We start from the raw sequence: 23,561 nt of genomic DNA, 5'->3' as shown, positions 1-23,561 counted from the left end.
ATGAGCGCCGGGCACCGCGGGGACGGCGCCGGCCGCGGTCGGGGAGCGAGAGCCGGAAGGAGAGATGACGCACATCGACGACTCCCCCGATCATCACCATAAGTGAGTGATCAAATACGGAGAGTGCCATACCCTCTTCGGGCCGTTTTCACCGGGGCGAGGACGAGGTCTCACCCCGGGACGAACGCGGGCCGCTCACCCGAGCCGGCCGAAACGCCGGCTCGCCCACACCAGCATGACGGCCCCGAGCACGGCGATACCGGCCAGCTCGAGGGCCACCGGCGGGCTCCACCCGCCCCAGCGCGGCCCGTCGAACAGCTGCGGCGGGACCGGGCCGGGCAGATACCCGGTGATCGTCCGGCGCAGCGCGTCCACCGCGTAGCTGACCGGGTTGATCAGCACCGCCCACGACAGCCAGCCGGGCAGCCCCTGCACCGGGAACATCGCCCCGGACAGGAAGATCAGCGGCATCGTCAGCACGCTCAGCACCGCGTAAAAGGACTCGGTACGGGTGATCGTCACCGCCAGCAGCACGCCCAGCGCGGTCATCGCCAAGGCGACGACGGCCAGCTCCCCCAGCAGCAGGGCCAGCAGGACGGGGTCATAAGGCAGGTGCGCGATCCCGGCCAGCGGCAGCAGCAGGGCGCCCTGGCAGGCGGCGATGGTCGCGCCGCCCAGGCACCGGCCGACCAGCAGCGTCTCCCGGCGCACCGGGGCGACGATCATCTCGCGCAAAAAGCCGGCCTGGCGGTCGGTGACCAGCGCGACCCCGGCCGAGATCGCCGGCGCCTGGACCGTCATCACCAGCATGCCGGGGAACAGGAACGTCCGGTAGTCGGCGCCGCCCGGGGAGGCCGGCAGCAGCGCGGCCAGCCCCGCCCCCAGCGCCAGCAGCATCAGCACCGGCTGGAGCACCGTGACCACGATCTTCAGGCGGTCGCGGACGTAGTGCAGCATGTCGCGCTGCCACACCACGCCGAGGGCGGCCAGCTCGTCGGCGTACCGGGACGCCCGGGGGGCCGTGGCCGGCGCCGTCATCGCCCGCCCTCCTCGCGGATGGTGCGGCCGGTGTAGTGGAAGAACACGTCATCGAGGCTGGGACGCACGACCGTGACCGACTCGATGGGGACCGTCAAAGCCGCGCACATCCGCGGGACGAAGGCGGCCCCGTCGGCGACCCGCACCGACAGCCCGCGCTCGGTCACCGTGGCCTCCAGGCCGAAAAGGTCGCGCAGTTGCGCCGCGGCCGCCCGGTCGTCGCTGGAGCGCAGTTCGATGCGGTCGGCGCCGACCACGGTCTTCAGCTCCGCGGGCGTGCCCTCGGCGATGATGCGCCCGTCGTCGATGATGGCTATGCGGTCGCAGTGCTCGGCCTCGTCCAGGTAGTGCGTGGTCAAGAACACGGTGATCCGTTCGCGTTCGCGCAGCAGGCGCAGGTGCTCCCAGATCTGGGCGCGGGTGTGGGGGTCGAGCCCGATGGTCGGCTCATCCAGAAACAGCACGCGCGGGCGGTGCATGAGGGCGCGCACCACTTCCAGGCGGCGTTTCATTCCGCCGGAGAAGGTGCCCACCAGGTCGTCGCGCCGCCCGCCCAGGCCCACCAGGTCCAGCAGCATCCGGGCGCGTTCGCGGGCGGCGGCGGCCGGGACGCCGTACAGGCGGGCGTGGAAGCGCAGGTTCTCCCAGGCGGTGAGGCCCAGGTCGAGGGTGGTGTCCTGGAAGACCAGGCCGATGTGCCGCCGCACCTGGTGGGCCTCGGTGACCACGTCGTGGCCGGCGATCTCGGCCCGTCCCCCCGAGGGGGCGGTCAGGGTGCACAGCATGGCGATGGTGGTGGTCTTCCCCGCCCCGTTGGGGCCGAGGAACCCGAAGGTCTCGCCCGCGGCGACCGACAGGTCGACTCCGCGCACGGCCGGCCCGCCCGGGTAGGACTTGGCCAGGGCGCGGGCATGGATGACCGGAGCGGCGGGCGTGTCGGACGCGGTGTCCCCGGCGGTCACGGCAGCGCTCCGCTCACCATGACCGGATCTGGTGACCATGTGGCCTTATCTCCTCTTTACCCGAGCCATTCACGGGCTTGTAAAAACCACCTGACGTTTCTCAGTGGACAATCGCCCCGACCATGTTACTCTTTGTAACTACAAGAACACCCCAAGCAACAGCAGGAGGTCTTCATGTCTGCTCTCCTCGAACCGCGCGACGCCGGCGCCACCAACCTGGACGCCCTGGCCGCGGTGCCCTCGGAGGCCCCCGCCCACCAGGCAGGAACCTGCACGGTCTGTCACTGGGGCTACACGATCCTGTGCGACGACTTCAGCACCAGGTCCTGACCTCCTGCCTGACGACCCGGTGAGCAGATCACCGGACGAAACCGAGGGGTCGCCGAGTTCGGCGGCCCCTCGGCCGCTGCACGGGCCACTGCCCCCGGCCGTGCCACCGGGAAGAGGTCACCGGCCCGCCGGGCGGTAACCGCGCACCCAACCGGCCGGCAGACGGCGAACCCCCGAAACGGCGCACGCTCCAGACGCATCGCCCGCAGCGGCCACCACGGCACTCTCCCGCCATCGCCCGACCTTGTGAACATGTGACCCCTTCTCCCCCGCTCGCACCCTTTGCGGATCCATAGGCGCCAACTGGCACGACCCGGATGGACATCCCACCCAGCGATGTTGCGTTCTGTAATCGTAAGGACACACAAAGCGACATCAGGAGGTCACTGTGTCCGCACTTCTCGAACCGCGCGACGCCGGCACCACCAACCTGGACGCCCTGGCCACCGTGCCGTCGGAGGCCCCGGCCTTCCAGGCGGGGAGCTGCACCGTCTGCCACTGGGGCCGGACGGTCCTGTGTGACGACTTCAGCACCCAGGCCTGACATCGCCTGACACCCGGCGACCACACCGCCGGGCGAAACCGAGGGGCTGCCGAACTCAGTGGCCCCTCGGCCGCTTGCCCGGGCCGCCACGCCACCGCACCACCAGGAAGAGGCCACCCAACGTGTCCCACGCACCCGCCACCCCGACCGAGCAGGAACTGCGCGCCGAACTCACCGGCCCGGTCACCGGCGCCGGCCGCCAGATACACGCCCGCGGCGTCTGGCTGGCCGTGGACGACCCCGCCTTCCACCTCCCCCGCCAGGGCTGGAAGATCCACCTGTCGGCCCGGCCCGCCACCCTGCAGGAGACGATCCGGCGCATGCTGCCCGCCGTCCTCGCCGTCCCCTGCCACTTCAAAGTCGTCCGCTCCGGACGGCACCTGCAAGACCTCAACTCCGCCAACAACCACCCCGGCTCCATCGGCAAGGCCGTGACGATCTACCCGTCCCCCGAGGACGTGGCACCCCTGGCCCGCCGGCTCGCCGAAGACCTGGCGGGCATGGCAGGCCCCCGCATCTGCAGCGACCGGCGGGTACGGCCCGACGCCCCCGTCTACTACCGCTACGGCCCCTTCCACCCCTGCTACGACATCAACGACGACGGCGACCTGGAACTCGTGGTCACCGACCCGCAGGGCAACACCCACCCGGGCGCCGCCGACGACTCCTTCTGGCAACCCCACTGGTCCCCCGACCCGCTCACCGGCGCCACCCCCCACCCCGCACCGTCCGACGGCCCGGCCGCCCCCGTCCTGCTGGGCGGACGCTACCGAGTGGTACGCGGCCTGACCCGCAACGGAAAAGGCTGCGTATACCGGGCGATCGACACCACCGACAACCGGCCGGTGATCATCAAAGAGGCACGGGCCCACGTCAACGAAGACACCCTGGGACGCGACTCCCGCCTGCGGCTGCGCAACGAACGGTACGTCCTGCACCTGCTGCGCGACCTGGACGACGTACCGAAAGTGATCGACCACTTCCGCCACGAAGACCGCGAATACCTGGCCATCACCGACCTGGGCGCCCTGGCCCTCGGCCAGGACGTCGCCGAGAACGGCCTGTACGTCGCCGACCCGGCACCGCCCGGACGAAGCCTGCGCGCCCTGGCCACGGCCCTGCTGGAACTGCTGGACCACGTGCACCGGCGCGGCGTGCTGGTCCGCGACCTGACCCCCACCAACGTCGTCCTCGACGACGCCACCGGCCGCCCCCGCCTGGTGGACTTCGAAATCAGCCACGCCGAAGACCCGCAACTGTACGGCTGGACCCCCGGCTACAGCCCACCCGAACAGGAACGCGACGAACCGGCCACCGTCGAAGCCGACTACTACTCCCTCGGCGCCACCCTGTTCTACGCCGCCACCGGCCTGCCGCCCACCTGGATGACCGGCGACCCCGGCAACCACGACCCCCGCCGCGCCGCCGAGGTACTGGCCGGCCGGGGCGGCATGAGCGGGACGATCCTCGGCCTGCTCGACCCCGACCCCGCCCGGCGCCGGGCCGCCGCCGACGACATCCGCGCCGGCCGCTTCACCGACGCCCCGCCCCCGCCGCCGCCTTCTGCCCGGCAGCGGGCCCGCCGCCTGGCGGCGGCCATCGCCCACAGCCTCACCGAACTGTCCCGCCACGCCGCCGACCTCATGAGCGGGAAAGACTTCACCGGCGGCCTGGTGGGCAGCCCCATCAACCTCTACCGGGGCGCCGCCGGAATGGGCATGGAACTGCTGCGGCACGACGAACCGTCCCGCGCCCTGGCACGCGGCCTGGCCTACTGGACCGGCGGCTTCCGGGCGCTGCGCAACGGCCGCCCGGGACTGTACACCGGCGACACCGGCATCGCCGTCTTCATCGCCGAAGCCGGAGCGACCCTCGGCGACGAGACCCTCCTGAAGATCGCCGAGCCGCTGGCCCGTCCCGTCCTCTCCCGGATCACCGCCACCGACCAGCACACCGGACTGGCCGGCATCGGCACCGGCCAGCTGCTGCTGTGGCGGCTCACCAAAGACGCCGGCCGCCTGGAACTGGCCGACGCCTGCGCCCGGCGGCTCCTGGCCCGCGACCTGACGGCCGAACTGCAGGAGAACCCGCCCGACTACGCCGACTGCGGGGCGGTCTCCCGCACCCTGGGCTTCGCGCACGGCCTGGCCGGCATCGTCCACTTCCTGCGCGACCACCACGCGGCCACCGGCGAGACGGCCACCGAGGCCGCCCTGCACAAAGGATGCGACACGCTCCTTGAGCACCTGCCGCCGCTGCTGGAGGCCGCCCGGGCGGTATCGGCCAAGCCGATGCACGCCTCGTTCTGCCAGGGACTGGCCGGGATCGGCGCCGCCCTCGCCCGGACCGGACGCGACCTGGGCGCCGACGACCACCTGCAGGCGGCCCGCGAGGCCGCCGCGGCCTGCCTGGAGCTGGCGCCGCGCATGTACGCCCTCACCCAGTGCTGCGGGCTGGCGGGCATCGGGGAACTCTTCCTCGACCTGTGCCAGATCACCGGTGACCGGACGTACGCCCAGTGGGCGGACCGGATCGCCGACCTCATCCTCGCCCGCGCCGGCGGCTCCCCCGAGGCCCCGGTGTTCCCCGACACCTCCCTGCACGGAAGCAGCGGCGGCTGGTCGATCGGGACTTCCGGGGTGGTGTCCTTCCTGCGGCGGCTCGGCGACCCGGCGGCCCCGCGCCTGTGGCTGGACCCGCCCGCAGGCACCGCCCGCTGACACCCGCAGCGCCCCGCAGCCCGGGGATCTCCTCCCGGGCGGCGGGGCGCTTCGCCGGTGATTTCACCGAAGCTGATCGGCGTACCGGTAGAGCGTCCACACGTCCCCGCCAAGCAGCGGGCTCCACAGCGTGGTGTTGGCCAGATCGGTGTTCGTGGTGACACCGCCGATGTAACCGAACCCGGTCGAACGGTCATAGGAGTCCAGCCAGGGACCGCCGCTGGCACCGGTGGTGAGCCGGCACGCCATCCGCATGCGCCGCCCTTCCGACCGGGTGACGCCTTCGCAGTAGTGCTGCCGGTCGCCCCGGTAGGGCGGCAGGAACGGGTAGCCGAGGACCGTCCGCCGCCTGCCCGTGGCGGCCCCCGGCCGGATGCCGTTGCCGCCGACCCTGTCGAGAATCCTGACGCCTCCGGACGAGGCCACCTTCACGAAGGCCACATCGTCCTCGGGCCGTCCATGGGTGATCCACCGGGAGGGGGTGACGAACCACTCCGCCCGCCACACCCCAAAGGGCCGCTTGCCCTGGTCATAGGAGGGGACGAAGATCCAGTCACGGTGCCAGCCGCGGCTGTACACGCAATGCCCCGCGGTGAGGAGCAGGTTCCCCGAGTCGCTGGCGACCACCGAGGCCGAGCAGGAGGAACGGCGCCCCGACGCCGCGTCGGTGAAGAACACCCTGCCCACCGCCCTGCTGGCCGGCACACCACCGGCCATCCCGGTCATCGTCCGCCTCGGGACGTCCGCGGGCACCGCCGGAAGCACCAGCCGCGCCGGCCCCGCCCGAAAGAGCGCGCCGCCGGCCTGATCGCGGCGCTCGACCTGCGAAAGACGCTCGGCCTGCGCACCGGCCGGAGCCCGCACGGCCACCGGAGCCCACCTTCCCTCCGGGAGGACGGTCTCTTGCCCGACCGCGGGCGTCCACAGAGCACCCGCCAGGACGGCGCTTCCCGCTAAGACTCCCGTCCAGTGCACCCTGGTGCCCACCATCGCCTTCTGCGCTCCTTTCGCATCTTCCGGCGATCCGCCCCTCGGTGACCTCCCGGCCGGATCTGTCACCGAGCGACAAACTTTAACTACCCGTCGTTACTTATAGATGACTCACAGTAGTTAAGATCTCCGGATGAGCAGTGACAGTCAGGAGTGAAAGCGACAGCGAGAAGGACCGTCCCGGCAGGGCACTCGCGTCTTTGACAAGCCCTCGGCTTCCCTAGACGGACCGGCGGCGCAGCGAACCCCTCAAGAAGCAGGCATCGAAGAAGAGGAGCCGTCCAGATGACGGATGATCCGCTCGGCGGTCTCCTGCAGATCGATGAGGGGATGGCGGATCAGCCGATCGGGACGAGGCTGCCAGGAAAAGCAGCCGGGCAGAACCCACACGTTGAGCCCGGGAAGCTCCAGCACCGACAGGGCACCGGTGCCACTGTGCCTGCCGTGCAGGCCGCGGCGGGCCAGCACCCGCATTAAGCAGCGCGCGGCGGCATCAGGGTGAACGGTGACCGTACGGCCGGGCCAATCGGGTGGCAGCGGCAGGGCGAACCAGACCGCCTTGCCCGGAACGGGAGGGTCGGCCAGCAGGGAACGGGACGGCCCATACCCCCAGTCGGCGGCGACCTCGGCGACCAGGGCCAGCCCTTTGCCGGACTCCTCCAGCAGGCCGCCCCGGCCGGGCCGGGGCGGCAGGGAGCGGGCACCGTCGAAGACGGAGACGACGAGCTGAGGGGCGGGCACGGTCCGCGCCCAGACCCACAGCTCCGGCGGGACGACCGGAGCGGCACCCGGTGCGGGCCGGGCATGCCGCAACGCGTTGGTGGCGATCTCGGACACGGCGAGCCTGCCGTCCTCGATCACCTCCTGGTCCAGGCCGAGAGCAGCCATGGCCTGTGCCAGCAGTGAGCGCGCCATCGCCGGCCCGCGTTCGTCGGGCGGCAGCCGCCAGGCGTGCGCACCGCCGGTGACCAGGGTGGGGGGTTGATCGTGTCCCATCAGGAGCTACCTCCAGGGGGCGATGAGGCAGAAGCCCACGAGCCATACCGATGATCACCGTGAGCCCCGAAAAGATCACGGTGAGTGCAGACAAGAGAGATCCTGAACGCCCCCAAGATCAAATGCAATCCCATTTGGGAAATCAGTTTGGGATTTCTTCCGCCAAAGACACACGCTCTGCACACATGGGAGTGCAGAATGACGCCAAAGGAGCGGAGGAGGTCGCCATGCCACGCCCCGAGAGCCCCACAGTCCGGCGGATCATGCTGGGCATCCGGCTCCGCGAGCTGCGCACCCGAGCCGGGATCTCGGCAGACGACGCAGCCCGCCACATCGCACGCACCGACTCGACCATCAGCCGCATGGAGACCGGCCAGAGCTCCGTGTCCACGCGGGTACTGGAACGGCTGATCGAGCTGTACCAGGCAACGCCCGAGGAGGCCCGGCAGCTGACCGAGCTGGCCAAAGCAGCCCGTCAGCGCGGGTGGTGGCAGCGCTACGGCGAGGTGCTACACCCCGGCTTTGAGCTCTACTTGGGCCTGGAGGCCGAGGCCACCGAGATCCACGTCTACGCCAGCGAGTGGGTACCCGGCCTGCTCCAGACCCCCGACTATGCCCGCGCCATCCTGTCGGCCGAGCCGCGTCCTCCCGCAGAGGAAGAGATCCAGCAGCGCGTCGAAGCCAGACTGGCCCGTCAGGTGATCCTCGGCGGAGAGGACCCCGTACAGTACTGGGCCGTCCTCAACGAGGCCGTGCTACGCCGAATCGTGGGCAGTCCCAAGATCATGCGAGCCCAACTCGAAGCCCTCGCGGCCAGGGCACGCCAGCGCAATATCAAGCTGCAGGTCTTGCCGTTCACCACCGGCGCGCATCCGGCGGTGGGCGGCCCTTTCACCCTCCTGTCGCTCGACCTCGGCAAAGCCGCTCTTGCCGAGTATGTCTACGTCGAGAATCGAGCTGGCTCACTTGTTATGGACAGAGAGGCAGAGATCGCGATACATAGATTGACATTCGACACATTCCGGGCAGATGCACTCAGCCCGGAGGAGTCAGTCGCCCTCATCGAGAAGACCGCCGCAGAACTGGCGTGAGAGACGGAGTCTGCGATGGCTCACTACAGCGTGCACGACGCTACGTGGCGTAGGAGCTCCCACAGCGGCAGCTCCGGGGGTGAGTGCGTAGAGGTCGCTCACCTGGACTCTACGACCGCCATCCGCGACTCCAAGAATCCCGGCGCTGGCTTCCTGGCCATGAAACGAGAAGCCTGGGGCAGGCTTCTAGCAGAGATCAAGCAAGGCACGTACGACTTCTGATCAGCATCCCAACTGCTTCTGCTGCCACCGGACACAGAGATGGCCAGGCATCCAAGCCGCCCCCGACGCACGGCTAACCCTGTACACAACCACTCATACGGACACCGGCAAAGAAGAGACCCCAACAGGACAGCGCCCGATATGTCCAGATCGAAAAAAGTAATGGATTCTGGCATCCTCCTGAGATAAACCCGCAGGTCAGCCAGTCTGCTCCCCGCGCACGCGGGGATGGTCCCTCCTGCTCCAGCTCGGTCTGCGATGGAATGCGCTGCTCCCCGCGCACGCGGGGATGGTCCCCGTTACACGACCGTGCGTGCATACCCGGGGGGCTGCTCCCCGCGCACGCGGGGATGGTCCCGTCGTCGTCGGGACCGTGGTGGTCCCAGAGGGCTGCTCCCCGCGCACGCGGGGATGGTCCCGGGCCGCCGAGATCCGCGCACGGCTCGCAAGGCTGCTCCCCGCGCACGCGGGGATGGTCCCGCTCGGGACGCGCTCGCCGACTTCGATCGCGGCTGCTCCCCGCGCACGCGGGGATGGTCCCGCCGGGCTGTCCCGGCGGGCACCGGTGTACGTCTGCTCCCCGCGCACGCGGGGATGGTCCCAGGTCGTAGGCGGGGATGGTGCGGCCGTGGTTCTGCTCCCCGCGCACGCGGGGATGGTCCCAATGTTTTGCAGTGCTGTGGGGCAAGGGGGCCCTGCTCCCCGCGCACGCGGGGATGGTCCCCATTCCTGCGCTCCGCGGACCGCCCACGCGGCCTGCTCCCCGCGCACGCGGGGATGGTCCCGCCTGACCCGCCGTTCCGATACGGAAGGAGCCCTGCTCCCCGCGCACGCGGGGATGGTCCCGGCCCGCCACCCGATGCGCCCGGGGCGGGCCGCTGCTCCCCGCGCACGCGGGGATGGTCCCGCATCATCCGCGTTGCGAGGTGACAGCCCCAGCTGCTCCCCGCGCACGCGGGGATGGTCCCGCCCCAGACGGCACCCCGGGCAAAGATGCTGCCTGCTCCCCGCGCACGCGGGGATGGTCCCCTGGATGCTGTCCAGGCCGAGGTCGACCTCACCTGCTCCCCGCGCACGCGGGGATGGTCCCCGGGTCGGAGACGCGCTGGAGCTGCTGGTGGCCTGCTCCCCGCGCACGCGGGGATGGTCCCTGGCCGACTATGAGCACCACATCGCCTATATTCTGCTCCCCGCGCACGCGGGGATGGTCCCCATTCCTGCGCTCCGCGGACCGCCCACGCGGCCTGCTCCCCGCGCACGCGGGGATGGTCCCTGGCCGCCTTCGCCGACCCCGCCGGGGCCGCCCTGCTCCCCGCGCACGCGGGGATGGTCCTGACGGACAGTGACATCCCCCGTGGGGGAGCGGCTGCTCCCCGCGCACGCGGGGATGGTCCCGACGCGACGATCATCAGCCCATCCACCGCCAGCTGCTCCCCGCGCATCGTGCCAGTCTGGGAGGGCGGCCCAGTAGGCGGCGAGCGCGGCTTGGCATGGCCGCCGCGTCTTGCGGTATGGGGCGTTACGGGGACGGGAGACGAGGAGTGGTTGTGCGCAATTGCCACTCTCCGCAGAGCTATATTGTCAGCGTATCCGGGTAATCGGGCGGGGTAGGTGTGTCACCATCGCCCCATGGGCCGTAATGACACCCCCAAGCCAGACCCGTGCGCCACCTGCAACGGCCAAGGCGGATGGTGGGAATACGGCAACGGCCAACCGGGCAAAGCCAAGCCCAAACGGTGGATCAAATGCTGGGACTGTAACGGAAGCGGGGAGCGGAAGTGAACGATCTCCACGAGGCTCCTTGCCCGGCCTGCCGGGGGCGCGGCGAGATCGTCATGACCGGCCGGAAGGGCAGTGCGTGGATCAGCATCCAGTGTGAGGACTGCCGTGGCACTGGCCTAGCCGACCCGCCCCCACCACAGCCGCGCTACCGGCCGGACGGCACCCGTATCCCCGAGGACGGTGAGGAGTACGACGAAGCGGTGCACGGGCCGCTGCCGGCGGCCACTCTCACCTCCGCAGCCGTATGCAGTGCCTGTTTCGGGGCGAGGAGGCTGCTGTCTCCGGACGGCTCGTCCAGGCCGTGCCCGCGCTGCGCCCGGCAGTAGCCCCAGGCCCCACCCGGCATGGCCTGACAGATGCAGCGAACGACACAGGCAATGCATGTCTTGTGAGCAAGAAGCAACCTTGGCCTCAGGCCAACCCGCGGGGATGATCGCGAGGAGGTCCGCATCACCTCCTCGCTGTGGGTGTGGCCTGTCCGGTGGCCGCCCAGCGCTGAGCTGCCACCGGGTGGGATCAGGACAACCGACTAAGCAGGGCGTTCACTGAGGGAGCGGTCATCAAGGTCGCCACCTTCAGGTGCTCGCAGCCCGGCTCTTGGCGGAGGCGGCGGACCAGCTTCATCGCCAAAAGGGAATGGCCGCCCAGGTCGAAGAAGTCATCGTCCGGGCCTACCGCGTCCACCCCCAGGACCTCGGCGAAGATGCGGCAGAAGGTCGCCTGGCGGTCGTCGTGGTGGTCGGTGGTGGTCTGCCGGTCGGGGCCGGTGACGGTGCGGGCCGTCAAGGGGGACGGGAGGGCGCTTAGGGGGATGGTCGAGTCGGTTGTCACCTTCTCCAGCAGATCTAGCAGGCCTGAAGCCATGGTGTCGGCGGTGGATTCGTCGAACAGGTCGGCCGAGTAGTCCAGGACCAGGCGGAGGCCGCCGTTGGGTTCTTCCCGGAAGATGAAGTCCAGGTCGAACTTGGCGGCGGATGGGCCTACCAGGGCGTTGCGCTGTTCCAGGTCGGGGAAGCGGACCTCGGAGCCTGCCTGGTTCTCATAACCGACCATCACCTGGAACAGGGGGTTGCGGCCGGGGACGCGGCGGGGGCGCAGGGCCTCCACCAGGGCTTCGAAGGGGAGGTCCTGGTTGGCCAGGCCGGCCAGGTCGGCCTCGCGGATGCGCGACAGCAGCTCCGCGAAGGTGGGGTTGCCGGAGCAGTCGGCGCGTAGCACCAGAGTGTTGACGAAGAAGCCGACCAGGTTGCCCAGGGCCTCGTCGGTGCGGCCTGCGACGGGGCTGCCCAGGGGGATGTCGTCGCCGGCGCCCATGCGGTGCAGCAGGGCGGCCACCGCGGCCTGGCCGACCATGAAGACGGTGGCTCCGCCTTCGCGGGCCAGGCGGCGGACGGCCTTGACCAGGGACGGGGGCAGGTCGCGGATGACGGTGCCGCCGCGTTGGCCGACCGTGCCGGGGCGGGGGCGGTCCACCGGCAGCGGGATCTCCTCGGGGATGCCGGAGAGGGCCTGGGCCCAGTAGGCGAGCTGGCGGGCGTGGAGGCTGCCGGGGTCCAGCGGGTCGCCGAGCAGTTCCCGCTGCCAGAGGGTGTAGTCGGCGTACTGGACGGCCGGGGGCTCCCAGTCGGGGGCCTTGCCTTGGCGGCGGGCGGTGTAGGCCTCGACGACCTCGCGGGAGAACGGGCCGAAGGAGCCCTCGTCGAAGGCGATGTGGTGGAAGACCGCCAGCAGGAGGTGTTCGCGGTCGCCGGTGCGGAACGCCGCCGCGCGCAGCGGGATGTCACGAGCCAGGTCGAAGGGGCGTTCGATGAATTCCTGCGGGGTGCAGGGGTCGATCTCCAGCGGCGGACGGGCCTGGTCGGGCGGGAGGATCCGCTGGTAGGGGGTGCCGTCGTGGTCGGCGAAGACCGTCCGCAGCGTTTCGTGGCGGGCGATGACGTCCCAGATCGCCGCCTCCAGCGCCTCCAGGTCCAGTTCGCCGCGCAGGTACACCCCCAGGGGCAGGTGGTAGGCCGAGCGGGGGCCGTCGTCCTCGCGCAAGAGCTGGTCCAGCAGCCACAGGCGGTGCTGGGCGAACGACAGCGGGATGTGCTCCGGCCTGGGCCGGGGGGTGAGGGCGGGGCGTTCCTCGGTGGCGTCGGCGCGGCTGTGGATGCGTTCGGCCAGTTCGGCGACGGTGGGGGCTTCGAACAGGTCGCGGATGGCCAGCTCGCCGCGCAGCACGGTGCGGGCCCGGCCGATGAGGCGGGTGGCCAGCAGGGAGTGGCCGCCCAGGTCGAAGAAGTTGTCGTCGATGCCGACCTCCTTGACCTGGAGGACCTCGGCGAACAGCGAGCACAGCAGGCGTTCGACCGGGGTGCGCGGGGGGCGGCCGGTGCCGCGGGGGCCGCTGCCGGCGTCGGGGGTGGGCAGGGCGCGGCGGTCGAGTTTGCCGTTGACGGTCAGGGGGAGTGCGTCCAGCGTCATGATCACGCTGGGGACCATGTAGCCGGGGAGTTTGGCCTTCAAGCCTTCGCGGACTCGTCCGGCCAGGGCGCCGTGGTCGCGGGCGGCGGCCGGGTTGTTGGCGTAGGTGCGGCCGGGGACGGCCGGGAGGCAGGCTTCTCCCCCACCGAACACCGCGTCGTAGTGGCCGATCTGCTCGGACGGGGTGATGATCACCTCGGGGTCCAGTTTGTAGAGCGTCTCGGGTTCGACGCCCTGTGGCGGGGCCTGCAGCAGGGTGCGGGCCTCGTCGGGGGGTGCTCCGTTCTCCAGGGCGCGCAGTGCCGCGATCTCGCCGGAGAGCCGGGGGTCGGGGATGCCGCGGACCCGCAGCCGGCCGGGCAGGCGTTTCTTCAGGTCCTCCAGGCCGTTCCATTCGATCACGGGTGTGTCGCCGGACGGCCCGTCGAACGGCGGCTTGTGGACGATGACGTCGTAGCGGTGGCGGGTCAGTTCGTTGTGGTGGACGCCGCGTTTGGTGCGGATCTCCACTCGGGCCGGCAGGTTCAGGGAGGTGAAGAACGCCGGGTCGAGCAGGAGTTCCTTTTCCATGCGGACGGCGCGGTCGATGGCGGGCAGGTCGCCGCCGCCGCGGCCGAGCTGGATGGCGGCGTGGAAGGCGCGCAGCGTCCGCAGGTCGCGGATGTCGCCGAGGAACAGGCGTCCGCCGGGGACGAGCAGGTCCAGGGACCGGGTGATGACGTCGGCCAGGTAGTCGGCGGTGGGGAAGTACTGGGCCACTGAGTTGATGACGATGGTGTCGAAGAAGTCCTTCGGCAGGCCGGTGAAGTCGTGGGCCGCCTGGCAGCGCAGCGTCACCGGCCAGGACGGGTCCACGTCCTTGTGCAGTTTGGCGATGACGGGGCCGGCGAAGTCGGTGGCCCAGTAGCTTTCGGCCTCGGGGGCGAGTTTGGACAGCAGCAGCCCGGTGCCGCAGCCGATCTCCAGGATGCGGCGCGGCTGCAGGGCGCGGATGCGGGCGACGGTGGCATCGCGCCATTCCCGCATGTGTTCCAGGGGGATGGGCCGGCCGTCGTAGCTGCTGGTCCAGCCGGCGAATTCCTCCACGTGGACGGCGGTGCCGACCTGGGTGTACTCGTCGTCGTAGATTTGGCGCCACTCGGTGAGCTGTTCCTCGGCGGCGCCGGGGCGGGCCTGGCCGTCGGGGACGATGTAGCCGATGAGGCGTTTGACGCCGGGCACGTCGGTGTCGGCGGTGACCACGGCGGCCTGGCCGACGCCGGGTTCGGCGGCCAGTGCCGCTTCGACCTCTTCCAGTTCGACCCGGTAGCCGCGGATCTTGACTTGGTCGTCGGTGCGGCCCAGGAAGTCGATGTTGCCGTCTTCGCGGACGCGGACCAGGTCGCCGGTGCGGTACATGCGTCCGCCGGGCGGGCCGAAGGGGTCGGCGACGAAGCGTTCGGCGGTCAGGTCGGGGCGGCCCAGGTAGCCGCGGGCCAGTCCGGCGCCGGCGATGTACAGCTCGCCGGGGGTGCCGGGCGGGACGGGGCGCAGCCAGGGGTCGAGGACGTAGCCGCGGGTGTTCCAGATGGGTTTGCCGACGGTGGGGGTGGCGCTGTCTTCGGTGCCGCCGCCGAGGGTGTTGATGGTGTACTCGGTGGGGCCGTAGAGGTTGTAGCCGAGGACGCCGTCGGCTTGGGCGAGGCGTTCCCACACCGCGACCGGGACGGCTTCGCCGCCGAGCAGCACCAGCGGGGGGCGGTGCGCGCCGTCCAGGAGTCCTTCCTCCAGGAGCTGCTGGGCGTAGGTGGGGGTGACGTTGATGACGTCGATCTTGTGTTCTTGCAGGTAGGCGGTGAGGGCTTCGGCGTCGCGGCGCAGGTCCTCATCGCAGACGTGCACCTCGTGGCCTTCGATCAGCCACAGCAGCTCCTCCCAGGACATGTCGAAGGAGAAGGAGACGGTGTGGGCGATCTTCAGGCGTCGGCCGGCCGCGCTGACCACCGGGTCGAAGATGTTGGCGCGGTGGTTGTACTGCATGTTGGTCAGGCCCCGGTAGGGGGTGATGACGCCTTTGGGGCGTCCGGTGGAGCCTGAGGTGTAGATGACGTAGGCGGGGTGTTCCAGCCGGCCGGGGGTGGTGCGGGTGAAGCCGGGCAGTTCCTCGTCGGTGAGGTCGGTGCCGGGCAGGGCGGCCAGGCGGTTTCGGGTGTGCGGGTCGTCCAGGAGGATCGCCGGGCCGTCGTAGTCCAGTCCGGCGGCGATGTCGCGGTGGGAGACCAGGCAGGACGGGCCCGCGTCCGCGATCATGTAGTTGAGCCGTTCGGCCGGGTAGTCCAGTTCCAGCGGCAGGTAGGCGGCGCCGGTCCGCAGCACGGCGAACAGGGCGATCACCATTTGGGCGGAGCGGGGCAGCGCCAGCGCCACCACTTTCTCCGGTCCGGCGCCGTGCTGTTTGAGGAGCCGGGCCAGCCGGTTGACCTCGCCGATCAGTTCGGCGTAGGTGAGGCGGACGTCCGGCTGGGAGACCAGGGCGATCTCGTCGGGGATCTGGCGGGCCCGTTCGGCCAGCAGCTCGGCGATGGTCAGGTCGGGCACCGGGTGTTCGGCCTCGGCCCAGGTGCGGCGGATCTGCTCGTGCTCGTCCGGCAGCAGCGCATCCAGGCGGTGGCAGGGGGTGTCGGGGTTCTCGGCGATGGCCTGCAGGATCTGCACGTAGCGGTCGGTGAGGCGGTGGACCTCCGGTTCTGTGAAGGCGTCGCCGCGGTACATCACCCGCAGGTGGGCGTCGGGCTCGGCGACCATGGTGATCGGGTAGTGGGTGGCGTCGCGGACCTGCCGTTCCACCAGGCGCACATCCCGGCCGGGGCCGAAGGCGCGGTCGGTGGGGATGCCGGGGAAGTTCTGGAAGACGAACAAGGTGTCGAACATCGTCCCCAGCCCGGTGGCCTGCTGGATGTCGGTCAACGTGACGTGGAAGTGGTCGAACAGGTCGGCGTGGGCGTTTTGCACCCGTTCCAGCACCGTGGCCAGTGGGTCGGCCGGGCCGGCCTGGACGCGCACCGGGACGGTGTTGAACAGCAGGCCGACGATGGATTCCACGCCGTCCACCTCCGGGTGCCGGCCGGACACCGACACGCCGAAGACCACGTCGTCGCGGCCGGTCAGCGCCATCAGCAGCAGGCCCCAGGCGGTCTGGTAGACGGTGCCGAGGGTGATGCCGCGGTCGCGGGCCAGCGCCTCCAGCCGGTCGATCAGGCCGGGCGGCAGGGGCCGGTGGATCTCCCCGGCGTCGGCCAGGTCGGCGGGGCGGTCCAGCAGTTCGGGTTTGAGCAGGGCGGGGGTGTCGAAGCCGGACAGGGCGTGCCGCCAGGCCTCCAGGGCGGCCTGCCGGTCGCGTCCGCCGACCCAGTCCAGGTAGGCGGTGAACGGGGTGACGGGGCGGGCGTGCTCGGCGGCCGGGTCGGTGTAGAACTCCATGAGCGAGCCGATCAGCAGGCCGCCGGACCACCCGTCCAGCAGGATCAGCTCTGAGGTCAGCACCAGCCGGTAGTCGCCTTCGCCGACCCGGGCCAGGCCGAAGCGGATCAGCGGGGGCCGGTCGGGGGTGAAGGGCCGGGCCCGCTGCTCTTCGATGAACGCTTCGAGTTCCTCAGGAGTGCGGACCTCGGCGTAGGTCCAGGGCACGTCGAAGTGTTCGGGGATGAACTGGACGGTGCGCGCCCCGTCGGTGCGGAAACCCGCCCGCAGGTTGGGGAACTTCTCCAGCACGCGCCGCGCCGCATCGGCCATCCGCTCCGGCTGCAGCGGCCCGGAGAGCGTCACCACGGCCTGCTGGACGTAGATGTCGCGGCCTTCCCCGGCCATCAGCAGGTGGAACAGCAGCCCTTCCTGCAGCGGCGACAGCGGCAGCTCCACCTCACCGACCGGGTCCGCAGACGCCCCGGCCGCCGCGCGGCCCATCCCGGCACCGAAGGCACCGGCCGCCGCAACGTCCCGGCCACCGGACGCGGCACCGGCACCATCACCCGTCCCAGCCGACAGGCCACCCGCCCCGGCACCCAAGACACCAGCCGACACGGCGCCCCGACCACCAGGCGCGGCACCGGCACCGCTGCCCGTTTCAGCCGGCCCGGCGGGCGGGCCGCCCGTTCCGGCGGCCGAGGCACCGGTTGGTGCGGCGGCTGCGCCATCGGCCCCGGCGGAGGTGGCGGCGGTCCCGGGCTCGGGCTGTGCACCGGTGGACGGGGCCGTCTCAACGGGCTGGGCGGCCTCTGCCAGGGCGGCGATGGTGCGCAGGCGGAAGACGTCGCGGACGGTGAAGGTCAGGCCGGTGCGGCGGGCGCGGGCGACCAGGAGGGCGGCGCTGATGCTGTCGCCGCCGATGCGGAAGAAGTCGTCGTCGGCGCCGATGCCGTCGCGGCCGAGGAGTTCGGTGACCAGGGCGGCCAGGGTGCGTTCGGCCTCGGTTCGGGGGGCGCGTCCGCGGCCGGTGCGGCCGGGTTCGGGGAGGGCGCGGCGGTCGATCTTGCCGTTGGGGTTGAGCGGCAGCTCGTCCAGGACGACCAGGTCGGAGGGGACCAGGTAGTCGGGCAGCAGCTCGCGCAGGCGGTCGTGCAGGGCCGAGGTGTCGGCGTCGCCGACGAGGTAGCCGACCAGGCGGCCGGAGTGGGCGGTCACGGCGGCGCGGCGGACGCCGGGCTGGGCGGCCAGTACCGCTTCGATCTCGCCGGGTTCGATGCGGAAGCCGCGGATTTTGATCTGGTCGTCGGCGCGGCCGAGGAACTCCAGGCCGCCGTCGCGGCGGCGGCGCACCCGGTCGCCGGTGCGGTACAGCCGGGAGCCGGGCGGGCCGAAGGGGTTGGCGACGAAGCGTTCGGCGGTGCGGGCCGGGTCGTTCAGGTAGCCGCGGGCCAGGCCGTCGCCGGCCAGGTACAGTTCGCCGACCTCCACTTCGCGCAGGGCGTCGTCCAGCACGTAGGCGGTGGTGTTGGCGATGGGGTGCAAGGTGGCGGTGCCTTCGGCGATCAGGCTGTCGCCGGCGGCCTCCGAGCAGCCGTACAGGTTGATCAGGCGGGCGCCGATGCGGTCGGCCAGGCCGGCGGGCAGGGCCTCGCCGCTGCTGATCCAGGTGGTGACCGAGCCGAGGTCGCCGGCTTCCAGCAGGGCGGCCAGCAGGCTCGGCACGACGGTGACGGTGCGGGCCCGGTAGCGGTCGATGAGTTCGGCCAGGGCCACGGGGTCGGTGGCGGTGGCGTCGTCGGCGATCAGCACCGGGTCGCCGGCGAGCAGGCCGCCGAGGAGTTCGGTGGTGCCGTCGATGAACGCCGGGGAGCTCTTGGCCACCCGCATGCCGGGTTCGACCAGGTCCAGGCCCCAGGCCAGGCGGTTGGCCAGGGCCCGCTGGGTGCCGACGACCGCCTTGGGCGTGCCGGTGGAGCCCGAGGTGAAGATCACGTAGGCGGGGTGGTCGGGCAGGATTTCGACGCGTTCGCGGGGCGGCGCGTCGGCCGGGGGTTCGTCCCGGCCGAGCACCAGCAACGGCCGGGCGGCCTGCAGCATGTGGTCGATGCGGGCCTGCGGGTAGGTCACGTCGATCGGCAGGTAGGCCGCGCCGGTTTTGATCACGGCCAGCAGTGCGGTGACGAACTCCGCCGAGCGCGGCAGGGCGATGGCCACCACCTGCTCGGGTCCGGCCCCGGCCGCGGCCAGCCGGTCGGCCAGTTCCTCGGCCCGGCGGTCCAGCTCGGCGTAGCTGATCACCACGTCCTGGGGCGACCGGCCGGCCGGGTCGTTTTCCGCGGTGGCCGCCGCCTGCCCGCTCCCGCCGGGCAGGATCAGGGCGGGGGCGTCCGGGGTGCGGGCGGCCTGTTCGGCGAACAGGTCGGCGACGGTGCGGCCGCCGAAGTCGCGGGCGGTGTCGGGGTGGTCGAAGGGCGGCAGGAGCTGCGACAGGCGCCGGCCGGGGTGGCGGACGGCCCGGGTGAGCAGGGCGGCGAGCCGGTCGAACAGGGCGGTGACGGTTTCCCGGTCGTACAGGTCGGTGGCGTAGGCGGCCACGCCCTCGATGCGGTCGTCGCCTTCGGCGAAGTAGACGTCCAGGTCGAACTTGACGCCGCCGGTCTTCGGCAGGAACGGCTCGGCCTCCACGCCGGGCAGCTTCAGGCGGGCGTCGGCCAGGCGCTGGTGGACGATCATCACCTGGAACAGCGGGCTGCGGGCCAGGGACCGTTCGGGGGCCAGCCGTTCGACGACCTGCTCGAAGGGGACGTCGGCGTGGGCGAAGGCGTCCAGGTCGGCGGTGCGGACCCGTTGCAGCAGCTCGGTGAAGGTCGGGTCGCCCGACAGGTCGGTGCGCAGCACCAGCAGGTTGACGAACACGCCGACCAGGTCGGCCAGGTCCTCGTCGGGGCGGGCGGCGATGGGGGTGCCCAAGGCGATGTCGTCGCCGGCGCCGGCCCGCTGCAGCACGGCCGCCATGGCCGCGTGCAGCACCATGAACACGCTGGTGCCGGTGCTGCGGGCCAGCTCGCGCACCCCGTCCAGCGGGAGCTGGAAGGTCACCTGGTCGCCGCGGTGGCCGGCCTCGGCCGGGCGGGGGCGGTCCGGTGGCAGGGTGGTCTCCTCCGGCAGCCCGGCCAGGGCCCGTTCCCAGTGGTCGAGCTGGTGGGTGTGGTCTTGGGCGGCGTCCCAGACGGTGTAGTCGGCGTATTGGACGGGCAGCGGCGCCCAGTCGGGTTCCCGTCCTTGTGCGCGGGCGGCGTAGGCGCGGGACAGGTCGGCCAGCAGGGGGGTGAAGGACCATTCGTCGGCGGCGGCGTGGTGCTGCAGCAGGATCAGCGTCCACGCCTCGTCGTCCACCCGCAGCAGCGTGGCCCGGATCGGCAGGTCGACGCCGAGGCGGAAGCGGTGCCGCGCCGCCTGCGCCTCCGCCTCGGCGACCTGGTCGGCGGGCAGTCCGCGCAGGTCACGGACCTCGAAAAGTTCCCCGCCGGGCGGCAGGACGCGCTGGATCGGCAGCCCGTCGGGGCCTTCGACCAGCAGGGTGCGCAGCGCCTCGTGCCGGGCGACCACGTCGCCGAACGCGGCGCGCAGGGCGGCGACGTCCAGCGGGCCGCGCAGCCGGGCGCCCAGCGGCACCGTGTAGGAGACGGACGGGCCGTGCATGCGTTCTTCCAGCCACAGTCCGCGCTGGGCGGCGGAGGCGGGGACGACCTCGGGCCGGGTCACGTCGCGCACCCGGGTGCGGGTGCCCTCCACCAGGCGGGGTGCCAGCTGGGCGACGGTGGGGGCTTCGAAGACGTCGGCGATGGTCAATTCGGCGCCGAGGGCGGCGCGGATGCGGCCGGCCAGGCGGGCGGCCAGCAGGGAGTGGCCGCCGAGGGCGAAGAAGTCGTCGTCGATGCCGACCTCGTCCACGCCGAGTGCTTCGGCGAACAGTTCGCACAGGGCCGTTTCGCGGGCGTCGCGGGGGCGGCGCCCGCCGGTTTCCAGGTGCGGGGCGGGCAGGGCGCGCCGGTCCAGTTTGCCGTTGACGGTGCGGGGCAGGGCGTCCAGGACGACCAGGGCAGAAGGCAGCATGTACTCGGGCAGGGCGCGGGCGGCGGCGGCGCGGACGGCCGTCTCGTCCAGCCCTTCGGGGCCGGGCACCAGGTAGCCGACCAGGCGTTTGTCGCCGGGCCGGTCCTCGCGGACGATCACGGCGGCCTGGGCGACGCCGGGCTGGGCGGCCAGCACCGCCTGCACTTCGCCCGGTTCGATGCGGAAGCCGCGGATCTTGACCTGGTCGTCGGTGCGGCCCAGGTATTCCAGCGTCCCGTCGCGTCTCCAGCGGGCCAGGTCGCCGGTGCGGTACATGCGGGTGCCGGGCGGGCCGAACGGGTCGGCGACGAACCGTTCGGCGGTCAGGTCGGGGCGGCCGATGTAGCCGTGGGCGAGCTGGGCGCCCGCCAGGTACAGCTCGCCGGGGACGCCGGGCGGGACGGGCCGCAGCGAGGCGTCCAGCACGTAGGCGCGGGTGTTCCAGAAGGGGCGGCCGATGCCGGTGGAGGGCAGTTCGGCGGAGGTCGCCCAGATGGTCGCCTCGGTGGGGCCGTAGACGTTGGTGGCGCGGGAGGCGACGCGGGTGAGGGTGTCGGCGAGGGCGGCCGGCAGGGCCTCGCCGCCGACCAGTACCCGCAGGCCTTGCAGGGCGGCCGGGTCCAGGGAGCCCAGCAGGGACGGGGTGGCCTGCACGATGGTGGCGTCGGCCAGCAGTTCCGCCAGCGCGGCCGGGTCGCGCACGGCGTTGCGGGAGGCCAGCACGACGGTGGCGCCGCTGATCAGCGGCACGTACAGCTCCAGGGCGGCGATGTCGAAGGCGATGGTGGTGACGGCGACCAGGCGGTCGCCGGGGCGCAGGGCGAGTTCTTCCCGCTGCATCAGCAGGAAGTTCGTCAGCGCCGCGTGCGGGACGGCCACGCCTTTGGGCCGTCCGGTGGAGCCGGAGGTGTAGATGACGTAGGCCAGGTCGTCGCCGGTGACGGGCCGGGAGGGGGCGGGGGCGGGCGTCCGGTCGCCGAGCACCAGCACCTCGGCGTCGTCGGGCAGGACGGCGCGGGTCTGCTCGGTCGCCAGCGTGCACAGCGGGGCGGCGTCCTGAAGCATGTAGGCCAGGCGGTCGGCCGGGTGGTCCAGGTCCAGCGGCAGGTAGGCGGCGCCGGACTTGAGCACGGCCAGCACCGCGGCGACCAGGTCGCCGGTGCGCGGCAGGGCCAGTGCCACGACCTTGCCGGGGCCGGCGCCGCGGGCGCGCAGCAGCGCGGCCAGGCCGGAGGCGCGGCGGTCCAGTTCGGCGTAGGTGAGGGTGCCGGTTTCGCTTTCGACGGCGATGGCGTCGGGGGTGCGGGCGGCCTGTTGTTCGAACAGCTCGACCACGGTGGTGGCGGGGACGGGCCGGTCGGTGGCGTTCCACTCCGCCAGTTGCCGCCGCTCACTCTCGCTGAGCAGTTCCAGGTCGGTGATGCGGCGGCCGGGGTCGGTGACGGCGCTGCGCAGCAGCGTCTCCAGGTGGGCCAGCAGCGCGTCGATGCGTTCGTCGTCGAACAGTTCGCGCCGGAAGGTGGCCTCCACTTCCAGGCCGTGGGAGCGGGCGAACGCCTCCAGTGACAGGTCGAAGTGGACGGCGCCGCTGGGGATGTGCGTCCACCAGGAGGTGATGCCGGGCAGGTCCAGTTCGCCGATCTCGTGGGCGAGGTACATGAACATGGTGTCGAAGTAGGGCGAGCGGCCGCGCGGGCGGGCCGGTCGCAGCTCTTCGACGATCTTGTCGTAGGGCAGGGCCTGGTGGGCGAAGTCCTCGGTGCAGTTCTGGCGGACCCGTGCCAGCAGCTCGCGGAAGGTGGGGTTGCCGGACAGGTCGGTGCGCAGCACCAGGGTGTTGCCGAAGTGGCCGATCAGCGGCTGGGTCTCGGCGTGTTCGCGGCTTTGCACCAGGGAGCCGACGGGGATGTCGGTGGCGCCGGTGTAGCGGTGCAGCAGGGCGGCGTAGCCGGCCAGCATCACCATGAAGGGGGTGGCGTTCTCCCGGGCGGCCAGGTCGCGGATGCCGGCGGTGACGGCGTCGTCGAAGCGGCGGACCCGATGTCCGCCGGTTTCGGAGACGGTGGCGGTGCGGGGCCGGTCGGTGGGCAGGTCCAGCGGCTCGGGGGCCGGGTCGAGGCGCCGCCGCCAGTACTCCAGGTCTTCTCGGGAGAGGGGACGCCGCTGTTCCCAGGCCGCGTAGTCGGCGTACTGGATGGGCAGCGGGGCCAGGCCGTCCGGTTCGCCGGTCAGCGCGGCGCGGTAGAGCGCCGCCAGTTCGCCGGACATCGTTCCCCACACGGTGCCGTCGCAGGCGATGTGGTGGATGACCACCACCAGCCCGTGCTCGCGGGGGGCGAGGCGCAGCAGTTCGACCCGGATGGGGCGTTCGGTGCGCAGGTCGAACGGCCGGGCCGCGATCCGGCCCGCCTGTGCCCGCGCCCATGCCTCGGCGTCCGCGCCGGTGCCGGGGTAGTCGCGGACGGGCAGGTCCAGGGAGTCGTCGTCGTGGATGTGCTGGACGGGGCCGTCGTCGTAGGTGGTGCGCAGGATGGCGTGGCGGCGGACCACGCCGCGCAGCGCCGCGTGCAGGGCGCTTATGTCCAGGTCGCCGGACATGCGCACCAGCAGGCAGACGTTGTAGGCGGGGCTGTCGGGGAAGGCCCGGTGGTGCAGCCACATGCTCTGCTGCGCGTAAGAAAGAGGTGCCGGGCCGTCCGATGTGCGAGGGGCGATCCGGGAGGTGTCCCGGCCGATGCCGCGCTCGGCCATCAGTCGCCGCATCAGTTCCCGTCGTCGTGCCGCCGTCTGCTCCTGCACGCTCAACTCTTTCGGTTGGGGCCCGCTTGAGGACCGGGTGGCAAACGCTGGTTAGGTTAGC

Annotated in this window: 11 protein-coding genes and 1 CRISPR repeat array; of the genes, 6 read left to right on the top strand and 5 right to left on the bottom strand. The window is 71.8% G+C overall.

Annotated elements, in window-relative coordinates:
• Positions 1-195 precede the first annotated feature (195 nt).
• On the bottom strand, positions 196-1,038 hold the full coding sequence (locus TCUR_RS01850; RefSeq protein WP_012850765.1) for an ABC transporter permease: 843 nt from the start codon (positions 1,036-1,038) through the stop codon (positions 196-198).
• Entirely contained in the window at positions 1,035-2,000 is a 966-nt protein-coding gene (locus TCUR_RS01845; RefSeq protein ID WP_012850764.1) for a daunorubicin resistance protein DrrA family ABC transporter ATP-binding protein, read from the bottom strand. The genes TCUR_RS01850 and TCUR_RS01845 overlap by 4 nt, the downstream gene beginning before the upstream one ends.
• A 174-nt stretch (positions 2,001-2,174) precedes the next feature.
• On the opposite strand from TCUR_RS01845, the gene TCUR_RS26830 reads away from it, so the two are divergent.
• The 3 genes from TCUR_RS26830 (at position 2,175) to lanL (ending at position 5,594) form a co-directional block, all read left to right on the top strand.
• Complete coding sequence (locus tag TCUR_RS26830) at positions 2,175-2,330, top strand: hypothetical protein (RefSeq protein ID WP_012850763.1); 156 nt, start codon at positions 2,175-2,177, stop codon at positions 2,328-2,330.
• A 388-nt stretch (positions 2,331-2,718) separates the two neighbouring features.
• Complete coding sequence (locus TCUR_RS26825; RefSeq protein ID WP_012850762.1) at positions 2,719-2,874, top strand: hypothetical protein; 156 nt, start codon at positions 2,719-2,721, stop codon at positions 2,872-2,874.
• A 122-nt stretch (positions 2,875-2,996) separates the two neighbouring features.
• A complete protein-coding gene (gene lanL / locus TCUR_RS01840) occupies positions 2,997-5,594 on the top strand; it encodes a class IV lanthionine synthetase LanL (protein ID WP_012850761.1) in 2,598 nt (865 codons plus the stop codon).
• A 63-nt stretch (positions 5,595-5,657) separates the two neighbouring features.
• Here the strand turns inward: lanL and TCUR_RS27675 are convergent, their stop codons facing one another.
• Complete coding sequence (locus TCUR_RS27675; protein WP_148232890.1) at positions 5,658-6,173, bottom strand: trypsin-like serine peptidase; 516 nt, start codon at positions 6,171-6,173, stop codon at positions 5,658-5,660.
• 13 nt (positions 6,174-6,186) lie between these two features.
• Between TCUR_RS27675 and TCUR_RS27670 the strand changes: the two genes are divergently transcribed.
• Positions 6,187-6,402, top strand: coding sequence for a hypothetical protein (locus TCUR_RS27670; RefSeq protein ID WP_148232889.1), 216 nt, complete (start codon positions 6,187-6,189; stop codon positions 6,400-6,402).
• Positions 6,403-6,833: 431 nt separating this feature from the next.
• Here TCUR_RS27670 and TCUR_RS24525 read toward each other — a convergent pair whose 3' ends face one another.
• Positions 6,834-7,580 carry an ATP-binding protein gene (locus tag TCUR_RS24525; protein ID WP_012850759.1) on the bottom strand — a complete coding sequence of 249 codons (747 nt, stop codon included), beginning with the start codon at positions 7,578-7,580 and terminating at the stop codon, positions 6,834-6,836.
• 50 nt (positions 7,581-7,630) lie between these two features.
• Here TCUR_RS24525 and TCUR_RS01825 point away from each other — a divergent pair, with 50 nt between their 5' ends.
• Both TCUR_RS01825 and TCUR_RS01820 read left to right on the top strand, forming a co-directional pair.
• On the top strand, positions 7,631-8,671 hold the full coding sequence (locus TCUR_RS01825; RefSeq protein WP_083789741.1) for a helix-turn-helix domain-containing protein: 1,041 nt from the start codon (positions 7,631-7,633) through the stop codon (positions 8,669-8,671).
• Positions 8,672-8,686: 15 nt separating this feature from the next.
• A complete protein-coding gene (locus TCUR_RS01820; protein ID WP_012850757.1) occupies positions 8,687-8,893 on the top strand; it encodes a DUF397 domain-containing protein in 207 nt (68 codons plus the stop codon).
• 207 nt (positions 8,894-9,100) lie between these two features.
• Positions 9,101-10,288: a CRISPR direct-repeat array (repeat unit 29 nt; unit sequence CTGCTCCCCGCGCACGCGGGGATGGTCCC).
• A 903-nt stretch (positions 10,289-11,191) separates the two neighbouring features.
• On the opposite strand, the gene TCUR_RS28220 is transcribed toward TCUR_RS01820, so the two are convergent.
• Complete coding sequence (locus TCUR_RS28220; protein WP_148232888.1) at positions 11,192-23,500, bottom strand: non-ribosomal peptide synthetase; 12,309 nt, start codon at positions 23,498-23,500, stop codon at positions 11,192-11,194.
• Positions 23,501-23,561 lie beyond the last annotated feature (61 nt).

It is taken from the genome of Thermomonospora curvata DSM 43183, assembly GCF_000024385.1.
In the GTDB taxonomy this organism is placed as follows: domain Bacteria; phylum Actinomycetota; class Actinomycetes; order Streptosporangiales; family Streptosporangiaceae; genus Thermomonospora; species Thermomonospora curvata.
This window is presented reverse-complemented; position numbering and strand designations above follow the sequence as displayed.

Excerpts from the sequence above, each read along its gene's own strand:
- TCUR_RS01850 (WP_012850765.1), bottom strand. The coding sequence starts at position 1,038 with ATGACGGCGCCGGCCACGGCCCCCCGGGCGTCCCGGTACGCCGACGAG.
- TCUR_RS26830 (WP_012850763.1), top strand. The coding sequence starts at position 2,175 with ATGTCTGCTCTCCTCGAACCGCGCGACGCCGGCGCCACCAACCTGGAC.
- TCUR_RS24525 (WP_012850759.1), bottom strand. The coding sequence starts at position 7,580 with ATGGGACACGATCAACCCCCCACCCTGGTCACCGGCGGTGCGCACGCC.
- TCUR_RS01825 (WP_083789741.1), top strand. The coding sequence starts at position 7,631 with ATGATCACCGTGAGCCCCGAAAAGATCACGGTGAGTGCAGACAAGAGA.
- TCUR_RS01820 (WP_012850757.1), top strand. The coding sequence starts at position 8,687 with ATGGCTCACTACAGCGTGCACGACGCTACGTGGCGTAGGAGCTCCCAC.